Source organism: Dictyobacter vulcani, assembly GCF_008974265.1.
Classification (GTDB): Bacteria; Chloroflexota; Ktedonobacteria; order Ktedonobacterales; family Ktedonobacteraceae; genus Dictyobacter; species Dictyobacter vulcani.
Genome location: NZ_BKZW01000001.1, coordinates 3,449,622 through 3,461,542 on the forward strand (window position 1 = coordinate 3,449,622; position 11,921 = coordinate 3,461,542).

The window sequence follows — 11,921 nt, forward strand, 5'->3', positions numbered from 1 at the left end:
CTACGACATACGATTTTGACACATTCACAACTCATGGCAACTTAAGAATAAGAACTTAAGAAGCCTACGACATACGATTTTGACACATTCACCACTATGGCAACTTAAGAATAAGAACTTAAGAAGCCTACGACACCTGCTTTTGATAAATTATTTGCTCCAACTTAAGAATAAGAACTTAAGAAGCCTACGAAACCTTAAAAATAACTCTATGTGTCATTAAATTGTATTTTGATATTAAAATCATGAAAAGCTTGACAAAGTAAATATTGTTAATTATAATAAATAAAAAATACATATAATAATACAATATATAATAAATATATTGTATAGGGGAATGCTATATTTATTATAGAAGGCACAAGGTATTGCATACCTTGAATTTAAAAGTAATACGAAAAGGTACGTAATAGTTTATAGTGAAAGTAATATAAAAGAGATACGTATTACATTGCAGAAAAAAAGATAATACAAAAAGGTACGTAATAGTTTATAGTGAAAGTAATATAAAAGAGATACATATTACATTGCAGAAAAAAAGATAATACAAAAAGGTACGTAATAGTTTATAGTGAAAGTAATATAAAAGAGATACATATTACATTGCAGAAAAAAAGATAATACAAAGAGATACATAATCTATTGCAAGGAAAGTAAACGAAGAGGTACGTATTACATTGCAGGAAAGAGAAATACAATACAAGTGTCGTAGGCTTCTTAAGTTCTTATTCTTAAGTTGATATACTTCCTGCCAGGACTAAGCGGTTACTATACTTTTTGCCAGGATAATACAAGTGTCGTAGGCTTCTTAAGTTCTTATTCTTAAGTTGCCACAGGTGGAGGTTGATGGTTGAGGAAAATGGCCCCCTTATTGCATGCAAAAAAGGCTCTTGTTGCAAGTCCATCAATATGGTATCTTCTCAATGGCGCTCGCAGATAGGCATCTGCAACTAACTCAATGTGTATTGATGAACAAAAGCTATTGCTATCAGGCGATTCAACTACAGATACAGGAGCTATTATGACACGCAAAGGCTGGATACTCTTTATCGCTATTTCCGTCTTCTGGGGCATCCCTTACTTTTTTATCAAAATTGCTGTACGTGAGCTGGATCCGGCGGTGGTGGTGTTTGCTCGTGCCATAATTGGAGCCATGGTGTTGTTGCCGATGGTGGCTCGCCAGAAAGCGTTACGGTCACTCCTCAAGCATTGGCCTATGGTTCTGCTGTTCTCGGTTATCCATATGGTCGGGGCGTTCCTGTTGATTAGTTATGGTGAACAACATGTTTCATCCTCGCTCACCAGCCTGTTGATCGCGGCCAATCCGATTATGGTTGCAGTATTCGCACTGGGCTTCGATAAAAGCGAGCGAGTCACGGGCCTGCGCCTCGTTGGTCTCCTGATAGGTCTGGTCGGTCTGGTTGTCTTACTGGGCTTCGATGTTGGTGGAGATAGTCAGATGTGGTTTGGGGCCGTGCTGATCCTGCTGGCGGCAGCTGGCTATGCGATCGGAGCCATGATGCTCAAGCACCGACCTCTGGTTGACTTGCCCAGAACCGCCGTCGCGGCCGGAGAATGTAGCGTGACAAGTATCGTACTGCTGCCCTTGATTCTGACGCGGCTTCCCAGCAGCGTACCCAGTGCGGGCGTGCTTGTGAGCCTGCTCATTCTCGGCCTGATCTGTACAGCCCTGGCTTTACCAACCTTCTTTGCCCTCATCGCCGAAGTTGGAGCCAGTCGTGGGACCGTCATCACCTATGTTAATCCCGCCGTCTCTGTACTCCTGGGCGTCACCATCCTTGGCGAGCAACTCACCCTCGCCACTGTGCTGGGCTTTGTGTTAATCATCGCAGGCTCCTGGATCTCTACCACTGGCTCCATACCATTCCTGACGCCGCGCAAAGTGTCGCAGCGTAGCGGCAGCCTTGACGGCTGCGACCAGTTCGCGCATGAGCAAGTCCCTGGAAACTGAGGCTCGTGAAGAGGCGGATTGTGGTTGCAGTGCTTGTCGTACGTCGAGAGATCGCAGCGACCAGCGCCAATACTTTTCGTTTAACGAGTTTTGTGGCGGCGAAAGACGTTGTGGAGAAAAGCAGCGAATCATCCGTGGAGAGGGCGCCACACGCGGAGGCCGGCATGCGGCGTTCTCGTGGAGCGAGGTGCGCAACGAGCATCGCATGCCTGTGGCGCCTACACCGAGACGGATCCTGTTTCGTGATCCTTTGCGCACTGGTACGAGGATCCACGCGCTCTTCTACCACGTTGCTGTGCGAGCAGGCAACGGCACGGCACCCACGATCCCTGGAGGCGCCACAGCACTGCGCATCGTTCTTGCACGCTGGCCTGCGCAAACGGCAGCAGGGCGGCCTCCGCGTGTGGCGCCCTCTCCACGTACACATGGCTTGCTGGTCACGTCGAACCCTCTCTCAACGTAGCGCTAACCGAAAAGTATTGGCGACCAGCGCTGCCGGTACGCTGGTCCTCTTCAGCGAAATGTACTGCTGAAGCTGGTTTTTTGTCTGGCTCGTATAAAAAAATAGCACTTAAAAATGCATACATAAGATCTCTTAAATCGGGTATAAACAGTAGTGGCAACCTTTATAGGGAGTGGTATTTCTTGACATAATATGGGGGGCGTGCTATAACTAGCTATAATGACAATCTTATATGGTGAAAAGCTTTGACAGGGAGAGTAGCGGGTAGCCGTGACGGACAGAGAGCAGGCGCTGGCTGAGAGGCTTGCACGTTGATGTTCCGCGAAGAAGACCCTGGAGCTGCGAGAAGAAATCACGTTTGTGAGAGTAGAACTCGCCGGTGATCTCCGTGATGGATCGGTGTATAGGTGCCCGTTTGTTTTCTGGGACTTATACCCGCTGAGGCTGTTGCTGTGAGGCAGCGGTGAATACAGGTGGTAACACGAGAAGTGCGCTCTTCGTCCTTGTTTGGTAGGATGAAGAGTTTTTTGTTGCACTGTACTTTGTCCGACCTTATGCGCTTGAGTGCTGGTTGATATGCCGATCCCTATGGAGAGGCGAAAGTGAGGACTTGCGTTGAGCGGCCGAGTAGTACAGTCTACACCAACTGTGTGTGTGATTACGGGCGATGATGCGGCCCTGAGGTGATGCGTCCGACGGTTGAGGTACTCCGGATTCTGGTGCCTGAGATTCGCTTTGTAGAGGCTCCGTGTGGCCGTGAGGCTGAGGCTGAGTATGGTACGCCGTTTCCTGATGTGACGCGGGCAGCGATCGACGCGGCCGATTGTACCCTGTTCGGGGCCAGTGGTGGTCCCAGCCGTCCGATCCTGTGGTATCTGCGCTGGAATAAAGAGACCTACATCAACGTGCGGCCCGTGCGCTGGATTCCCGGCTATCGCAGTCCGATGCGGGATCCGGAGCGCATTGATTATGTGATCGCGCGCGATAACCTGGAGGGGATGTATCCTCCCCGTGAAGGTGATGTCGCGGAACTGGCTGCGTTAGCGAGTAGTTCCTCGTGGTGGATGGCACCGCCGGTAGGGAAGGTGGGGGCTTATTCGGTCAAGGTTACGACGGACGAGCAGATGCAGCGCGTGGCGGCGTATGCCTGTAAACTGGCGCAGCAACGCCAGGCCGCTGGCTATCCCGGACGTGTCACGCTGGGAGCCAAATACTCGATCCAGCCGCGCACCGATGGACGCTTCCGTAGCATCGTCAAAGCAGCGGTCAGTCAGCATCCTGAGCTGAGCTATCAGGAGTTTCTGGTCGATGACATGGCGCGTCGCCTGGTTGCATCCCCTGAGACACTGGATGTCCTGGTACTGGGCAACGAGCATGGCGACATCCTGGCCGACGTATCCAGCGGCACCATTGGTGGCCTTGGCCTCTCACCCAGCGCCTGTTACGGGGACAACTACGCCTACTTCGAGCCCGTTCATGGCTCGGCCCCAGACCTGGCCGGCAAAGGCATCATCAATCCAACCGCCATGCTTCTATCGGGCGCTTTAATGCTTGATTATTTAGGGTATAATGAACAGGCGCGTACCCTGGAAGCCGCCATCCAACAAACCTATCAGGCAGGAACCCTGCTACCTGTTGACCAGGGCGGCCAGGCCGGCACCAGCGAATTCGTGCAAGCCATCAAAACACGCCTGTTGTACGGAAAATAAATTACGGAAACGTAGGTTCGGCCCTTACGGCCGATTTCTCCCCTCACGACAATACACAAAGAAATGTGACACATGGTTCCGTGGGCGTTATCGAAACCCAGGCAATCGACTGCAAGGGTCGAACCTACGTTTTTGTTTTGTCAAAGATACAAATTTTGGAGATAATAGATAACCATGAAAGCTGATTGGGTAAGCAAAGTAGCCGACCGTGTGGAAGCGAGTGTTCGGCAGCGTAAGGGCGAGAACGCCACGATTGTTTGTGCCTCGGGCATCAGTCCGTCAGGTCCTGTCCACCTGGGGAATCTGCGTGAGCCGATGACGGTCCATCTGGTTGCGGAAGAGTTGCGTGATCGTGGCTGGAAGGTAGACCACATCCATTCCTGGGACGATTATGATCGTTTACGTAAGGTGCCATCTGGTGTTCCGGCTGAGTTTGTGAATTATATTGGCATGCCGTATTCTGATATCCCGGATCCGTTTGGCGAATATGATTCGTATGCCACGCGCTACATCACCAGTTTCGCCGAAGGCCTGGCCCGCCTGGGTATTCATCCACGCTACATCCGCCAGTCTGAGGCCTATCGCCGTGGGGATTATCGTGAGCAGATCAAGGCAGCGATTCGGCAGCGCTTTGAAATCTTTGATATTCTGTCCGAGTATCAAAATTTGGAGGGCCAGAAGGAGACCGTGGACGCGCGCCGCGCCGCCTATTATCCTTTCAAACCCTACTGCGATAATTGCCATAAAGATATGACGCGCCTGACCTCGTATAACGATGAGGACGCCTCGCTAACCTATGTCTGCGATAACTGTGGACATGAGGGTGGCTATAGCCTCAATGACCGCATCGACGGTAAGTTGCTGTGGAAAATCGACTGGCCAATGCGTTGGAGCTATGAGCAGGTTGATTTTGAGCCAGGTGGTGAGGACCATTCTTCCCCGGGTAGTAGCTATACCGTGCATCGTGCAGAAGGTTTATGGGGCGAAGGCTCCGCAGTTCGTCGGCTACGCCTTTGTGGGTATGGGAGGCCGCTCTAAAATTTCGAGCTCGGCCGGTACTACCGCAACCATTGACTCGGCCCTGAATATCATCGAGCCCGCCATCCTACGCTGGCTGTATGCTCGCCGTGCCAATAACCAGGCCTTTGACATCGATTATGGTCAGGGACTGTTGCGCATGTATGAAGAGTGGGATGCCCTGGTGCGCCAGATTAACAAGGGTGCAGCCAATGAGAGCAATCAAAACCTCTTCAAGCGCGCCACCAGGACCAGTACCGAAGAGATCGTCTACACGCATAAAGCGGTCTCGTTCCCATTGCTCACCTCGGTGATTGATGTCACCCAGGCCAATGAGGAGCAGGTATTGCGCATCATCTCACAGACCCTTCCCGAGATGGAGGACCTGGAGAGCCTGCGCAGTGAGTTGGAGCCACGCTTTACCTGTGCCCTCAACTGGGTCAACAACTATCTACCCGATGACGAGCGCACGCATATCAACAGCACCTTTGATAGCGAGTCCTTCGACCAATTCTCTGAACTGGATCAGGCCGGAGTACGCATGCTGGCCGAGCGGTTGGACACTTCATGGAACCTGACTGAATTGTCCGAATTGATGTATAGCATTCCCAAAGTAGTGCGTGGCCTGGCCATTGATACGCCGCCCAACGACGAACTCAAGCAGGCGCAACGCTCATTCTTTATCGCGCTCTACACCTTAATCTGCGGCAAAGATACCGGCCCACGTATCCCAACCCTCCTACTCTCAATCGGACTCGAGCGGGCCAAACTCCTGTTAACCCCCTCAACCGTCGCCGAAAAACGCTAACCCCCGTCCTGACACGTACCAGCAACGCTTGTCGCTGTGACCTGTCGACGTACGAGGAGGCATCGCCAAAAATGATGCCTCCTTGCTGCGGTGATATGTTAAAAAAAACAGTTTTCTGACCCTTTCATAACATTCTCTTCACCTTCTCTTCATAATTGGCTGGCATAATAAAGATGAGGCTAGATGCTTCCGCTCAACCAGAAGGAGTTTTCCATTGATGAGTAATTATCTCCTGCCAGCCCATGAGTTCTTTATCTATGTGTCGGCAAAAAGCAAGCAACAATCATTATCGTATGTTCCATCAGTAGAGTTGAAGAGCGCAGAAGCCACATTCCGTCCATCTGAGCACGCTGAGGCACCGGCGAAGTTGCAGACATGGACCCGATTACAGGTGGCTGATGCACTCGATATCTATGCTTGCCTCTAATTAGTAACGCATCCTCATTTGTACGTGTTTATGGCGCCATCGCAGAACGCTTGATCCATCGCCCCTGAATTTTGTCTTGTGCCGTTCAATCGTGTGAGCTGTGCTAGCCGCGATTGAGTGGCGTTCACGATTGTTTTTCAATAGCGTGATATGTGCGCTTGACTGGTATCGACCAGAAGAGCGCATCTTTTCATCTCCAGATGTGTCTCTCTATTTCTTCCCGTTGCGTGCTATTATGAGAGTGTGTACTGGCTGCAATGCTCGGTATGTACTCAAAAACTGGCATGTTTTCCACACCTGGACATACTCTGTTAGTTAAATAGTGTGGGTGAGTGTGCGATGTTTTGTATATTATAAAGAATGTGAGGAATGGTGTGAGTAGAGTTCAGGCTCAAAAAGAGCGTATTATTGATGCACGACCTGAAGAAATCTATGCGATTCTGACTGATTATAAAGTGCAACGCCCAAAACTGCTGACCCCTAATTTTGTCGATTATACCGTGGAAAAAGGCGGTAAGGGTAGCGGTACCGTGATTAGCTATCTCTTAAGGGCGGCCAATCGTGAGCGCAACTATCGCATGCGTGTGGATGAGACGGTACGTGGTTCGACCATCACTGAGAGCGATGCTAACTCATCGCTGACCACGACCTGGGCGCTTGCTCCCCTTGATGGTGGCAGCAGGACCCGTGTGCGCGTTACCAGCGAATGGGACGGCGCGACCGGCGTCAAAGGCTTCTTTGAGCGCACCTTTGCACCCCTGGGACTCAAGCGTATCTATGGTGGTATGCTCGATGCCCTCAGCAGCGTCCTGGGTGTCTCAGACGAAGAAGTTACCGCCGTCAAGGGAACAGAATACAAGCCTGGCCAGAATGCCAGCCTCTTCCTGGTTGTCTTCGCCGCCGTAGTTGGCGTGGCTATTGCCATCAGCTATCTACAGAAGTCCCAGAACGAATAAAAACCATCAAGCGACCCTATGGTATATGCCACAGGGTCGCTTTTTTATGTATTCTTGTGCTTATAGTGCAAGGGTCGTTTAGCGGAATTTAATCGACCTCAATGGTCGAACCTACCGGGGTGCCATTCTGATCGCACCGTCGAGGCGGATCACTTCGCCGTTGAGCATTTCGTTCTCGATGATATGTTTGGCCAGGGCTGCATATTCTTCAGGACGGCCCAGGCGAGACGGGAAGGGAACCTGCTGACCGAGCGAGATCCGCGCCTGTTCGGGGAGTCCTGCCAGCAATGGGGTATCAAAGAGGCCGGGAGCAATCGTCATGACGCGGATACCATAGCGGGCGAACTCGCGGGCGATCGGGAGTGTCAGGCCCACAATACCGCCCTTAGAGGCGGAGTAAGCGGCCTGGCCGATCTGCCCATCGAAGGCGGCTACGGAGGCGGTGTTGATGATGACGCCGCGCTCACCGTTCTCCTCAGGTTGATTGGTGCTCATGGCCATGCCAGCCAGGCGAATCACATTAAAGGTGCCGATCAGATTGATATTAATGACCCTGGTAAAGCTTTCCAGGCTGGCGGGTCCCTGTTTCCCAATGACTTTTTCGGCCGAGCCCACACCGGCACAGTTGATCACACCATGAAGAGCCCCAGAAAGCGCTACCGCCTTCTCTACAGCGTTTTGCACACTTTGCTCATCTGTGACATTCGTTGATACAAAGAACGCCTTCTCTGGAAGCTCCTGGGCTAATTTAGCACCGGCCTCGGCATTAAGATCCGCGATGATCGCTTTAGCTCCTGAAGCCGTCAGCAGACGTACGCAGGCCGCTCCCAGTCCTGAGGCTCCGCCGGTCACGAAAAATGTTTTATCTTGAAGATGCATCTGGTATTCCCTTTCTTCGTTGAATTAGAATAAATAGAGCAGATATTGATTGGTCCTGAATTACAGCAAATAGGCGCACACTTAACTATAATACTGATAGATAGCTAAGCCCTTCTTTCATCATACCCCCTGGCAAGAGCCACTTACAAGTCACACCGTTCTCTTGTCGGGAGTAGGGGGAAGTGCTAGACTCTATGTAACCAGTTGTTGGACCATTAAAGGACAGAGAATAGAGTGGATAAAAAACAAGAACGTATGCAGTTGCTAGAGGCGCAGGTCCGGCGCCTACAACGTCGGATAGAGGCACTGACACCACGTAGTAATGTGTATTCCTGGTCGCGGGTTGCTATTTTCTTTGTGGGTATCGCGCTCACCGTTGTTTTGTTGATTGGTTCCCTGTGGTGGCTGGCCATTCCGGTCTTTGTGGTCTCAATGATCTTATTTGGGGTGGTCGCCCATTTCCATGGCTTGATCGATCACAGCATAGCCCGCCATACCCTCTGGCTCCATATTAAGACCGCGCATATCGCCCGTATGCGCCTGGACTGGGAGCGCATCCCGGCCGTCTTCTCCGAGCCGCCGGTCGAAGGACATCCTTTTGAGATGGATATCGACATCACGGGCCAGCGCTCCATTCATCGTCTGGTCAATACCGGTGTGTCGCGTGAAGGGATGGCACGCCTGCGTGACTGGTTATTGCAGACCTCGCCTGACCTGGACACGATTCAGCAGCGGCAGGCGCTGGTGCGTGAACTGACGCCGATGACGCGTTTTCGCGATCGCCTGACCCTTAATTCGTTACTGGCCTCAGGTGGTAAGTTTGAGCAGTTAGAGGGAAAGCGCCTGCTTCAATGGCTGGATCAGCCCTCAACCTCATCCTCCTCGTTGCGTACCCTCTTCTGGATCTCGTCGGCCCTGAATATAGCCACGGTGGTCCTGTTTCTCTTAGGACTCTTCAACATCATTCCGATGTTCTGGCAGTATACCCTGGCCGCCAGCGTTATTCTCTTCTTCGCGACCGCCAATCAGCGCGGTGATATTTTCGAGGACGCATCCTATCTGCGCTACGGCTTTGGTACCCTGAGCCTGATCTTCTCCTATTTAGAGAAATATCCCTATGGCTCGCATCCGCGCTTGCAAGCGCTCTGCCAGCCATTTCACGATAAGCGCGAGACTGGACCATCCGCAGTCCTCAAAGGCACAGCCCGTGTAGCCTCGGCCTCCACCTTAAAGAACAACGGCATCATCTGGCTGGTCGTCAATGCCTTTGTTCCCTGGGACCTGTATTGTGCCCGGCAATTGATCCATTACAAAGCTCAGCTACGCTCGCGCCTGCCGATCTGGCTGGATACCTGGTATGAGCTAGAAGCTATTTCATCCCTCTCCGCCTTCGCTTACCTGAATCCCGAGTATATCCTACCTGAGGTCAAGGCCGCCGAACAGCTCCAGAGCGCTGGTCGCCCACCATTTGAGGTCGATCATCTGGGACATCCGCTGCTCGCCGTAGAGAAAAAGGTCACCAATAGCTTCACTATGAACGAGTTGGGAGAGGTTGTTATCATCACAGGCTCCAACATGGCCGGTAAGAGCACCTTCCTGCGCACCCTGGGCGTCAACCTCTGTCTCGCCTATGCCGGTGGACCCGTCTGTGCCCACTCCTTTACCTCGACACTCTTCCGCCTCTTCACCTGTATCCGTGTCACCGATTCCGTCACCGACGGCTATTCCTATTTCTACGCTGAAGTACGACGCCTGCACGCGTTATTAGACGCGCTCAAGGAGCCGGGCCAGTTGCCCTTATTCTTCCTCGTAGACGAAATCTTCAAAGGTACTAATAACCGCGAGCGCCTGATCGGTAGCCGCTCCTTTGTCAAATCGCTGGTTGGTCACAACTGCGTCGGCCTCATCTCCACCCATGATCTGGAACTGGTCAACCTCGCCGAAAGCGTCCCCCAGGTCCAGAACAAACACTTCCGCGAAGAAGTCATCGAAGGCCAGATGGCCTTTGACTACGTCCTGCGTGAAGGCCCATGCCCGACCACCAACGCCCTCAAAATCATGGCCATGGAAGGCCTACCCATCGACGGCTAAGCCCACCACCCGGACAAAGCAAAACGGCGATCCAATCACGGATCGCCGTTATTTTGTAGATTTGACCCTTGCGGTCGATTACCTCGGTCTTCATCAGGGCGTTGCCCTTAATTCAATTGCGCAATCACCTGGCGGATCTGCTTGATATGATTGCGAACCTCATAGCGATCCTTGGCGTCCGGATGGAGCTCCAGGTATCCATGTAAATCATGCATCGCACGCCCATAATGCTTGAGTTCAAGGTGGAGAAAGCCACGGTCCCGTTGTTCGACGCCCGCTTTAGGCAGCAGGAGCAACAACAGATCACTGATCGCCAGCGCGTGCTCAAAATCCTCGTTCCCGATATAAGTACTCTTCAGATTATTCAACATGCGAATCAAGATTTTCCGTGAGGAAAGAGCTTCCAGCCAGCGTGGATTGATCGTGTGTTGTCGTTGCGTAATCTTCTGGATACGCTCCAGGCATTCCGCTTCATTCAGCAGCTCTCCATTGGCAAAAGGATCAATATAGATACTACCCTCAGACCAGCGGTAGCGCACCATAAAGTGGTGGGGAAATCCAACCCCCTCAAGCTCAATACCTGCGCGTTTAGCAACTTCCATATACAATACTGAGAGCGTGATCGGGAGGCCTGTCCGTTCTTCCAGGACTTTATTCAGGAAGCTGTTATTCGGATTATAGTAGTCGCGCTCGTTGCCGTGGAAATGTTCTTCGGTGATCAATACCTGATTCAATGCGTGAATCAGTACTAACGGATGATCCGTATCAGGAGCAGAGGTTTCAGCCTGCTCAGAGCGGAATTTTTCTAATAACAAGCGAACCCGCTGCGCGAGCGCATCGAGGTGCATAAAATGTGGAACGGGATCTAAGTCTGGATAAGCCACACTTGCGATCAGCAGTGCTGCTCGTGCGAGGTCGATCGTCTTCTCATTCCCACCAACCAGGTCTGCAAACTTCTGGTATGTTCGTTGTTGTGCTGTCTGTCGTGAAAAATTATCTGCCATGCTCCTGGCATTTAACCATAAAATGCCAGGCATGCGCAAGTTGCTCGGCTTGTTGATCGCGTTTCATCAGCGGCTGCGGCACAGTGCATGCCCCTATGATTGCTTATCGTTGATGCCGCGTGAACGCTTCAAAAGCGGTGACTCATCGGGCAGGTCGCTGCCGGAGGTAGGATTCAGATAGTGATCCATTGCCAGCCAGAGCCCACGGCTCGGACGGAAAAAGAGTAGCGGTAGAATGACCACAAACGGGCCACCAATCAACAGCACCGGTAGCACTGGAACCGTCTGGATCGCTGCCAGTGGCAGGACAATTCCGGCTGCGATAAACTCGCTGATCACCAGGTTGATCGCCATCGAACTGGTATAGTAGCCCTCTTCACGCTCAAAGCGGAAATGGCAGACGGGGCAGCGTTCATTCATTTTAAACACGCCACAAAACAATTTGCCCTGACCGCAGACAGGACACCGTTGGAGTAATCCGCGTAATAGAAGTTTGGAAAATCTATTCATATAGTACTTCTCTGTAACTTTCCTATGGGAGAGATGATAACTATTGTTGTACCTGTACGTAAATTAATTCATAGCCATTTGAACA

The 11,921-nt window shown here is 51.5% G+C and carries 9 protein-coding genes and 1 pseudogene; 7 read left to right on the forward strand and 3 right to left on the reverse strand.

The annotated features are described in order from the left end of the window. Positions 1 to 1,021: 1,021 nt before the first annotated feature. The 6 genes and pseudogenes from KDW_RS14570 (at position 1,022) to KDW_RS14600 (ending at position 7,352) form a co-directional block, all read left to right on the forward strand. The gene (locus tag KDW_RS14570) at positions 1,022 to 1,972 is read left to right on the forward strand and encodes a DMT family transporter (RefSeq protein WP_233097703.1); all 951 of its coding nucleotides are present in this window, start codon (positions 1,022 to 1,024) and stop codon (positions 1,970 to 1,972) included. Between the two features lie 205 nt (positions 1,973 to 2,177). Then, a complete protein-coding gene (locus tag KDW_RS31740) occupies positions 2,178 to 2,435 on the forward strand; it encodes a hypothetical protein (RefSeq protein ID WP_162005237.1) in 258 nt (85 codons plus the stop codon). Positions 2,436 to 3,118: 683 nt separating this feature from the next. After that, positions 3,119 to 4,144 (forward strand): isocitrate/isopropylmalate family dehydrogenase, encoded by a 1,026-nt coding sequence (locus tag KDW_RS14580; protein ID WP_151756629.1) that lies wholly within the window; start codon positions 3,119 to 3,121, stop codon positions 4,142 to 4,144. A gap of 174 nt (positions 4,145 to 4,318) precedes the next feature. After that, positions 4,319 to 5,969 (forward strand): annotated as a pseudogene (gene lysS, locus KDW_RS35895) (lysine--tRNA ligase). A 217-nt stretch (positions 5,970 to 6,186) separates the two neighbouring features. Then, on the forward strand, positions 6,187 to 6,396 hold the full coding sequence (locus KDW_RS14595) for a hypothetical protein (RefSeq protein WP_151756632.1): 210 nt from the start codon (positions 6,187 to 6,189) through the stop codon (positions 6,394 to 6,396). Between the two features lie 374 nt (positions 6,397 to 6,770). Next, positions 6,771 to 7,352, forward strand: a complete 582-nt coding sequence (locus KDW_RS14600) for an SRPBCC family protein (RefSeq protein ID WP_151756633.1) — start codon at positions 6,771 to 6,773, stop codon at positions 7,350 to 7,352. Positions 7,353 to 7,463: 111 nt separating this feature from the next. Here the strand turns inward: KDW_RS14600 and KDW_RS14605 are convergent, their stop codons facing one another. Beyond that, positions 7,464 to 8,231 (reverse strand): 3-hydroxyacyl-CoA dehydrogenase, encoded by a 768-nt coding sequence (locus KDW_RS14605; RefSeq protein WP_151756634.1) that lies wholly within the window; start codon positions 8,229 to 8,231, stop codon positions 7,464 to 7,466. A gap of 234 nt (positions 8,232 to 8,465) precedes the next feature. Here KDW_RS14605 and KDW_RS14610 point away from each other — a divergent pair, with 234 nt between their 5' ends. Further along, entirely contained in the window at positions 8,466 to 10,322 is a 1,857-nt protein-coding gene (locus KDW_RS14610) for a MutS-related protein (RefSeq protein ID WP_151756635.1), read from the forward strand. A 107-nt stretch (positions 10,323 to 10,429) separates the two neighbouring features. Here the strand turns inward: KDW_RS14610 and KDW_RS14615 are convergent, their stop codons facing one another. Together KDW_RS14615 and KDW_RS14620 are read right to left on the reverse strand one after the other, a co-directional pair. Then, entirely contained in the window at positions 10,430 to 11,326 is an 897-nt protein-coding gene (locus KDW_RS14615) for a SirB1 family protein (protein ID WP_162005239.1), read from the reverse strand. A gap of 93 nt (positions 11,327 to 11,419) precedes the next feature. Next, positions 11,420 to 11,836: a DUF983 domain-containing protein gene (locus KDW_RS14620; RefSeq protein WP_151756637.1), complete on the reverse strand. Its 417-nt coding sequence runs from the start codon at positions 11,834 to 11,836 to the stop codon at positions 11,420 to 11,422. Between the last annotated feature and the right edge of the window lie 85 nt (positions 11,837 to 11,921).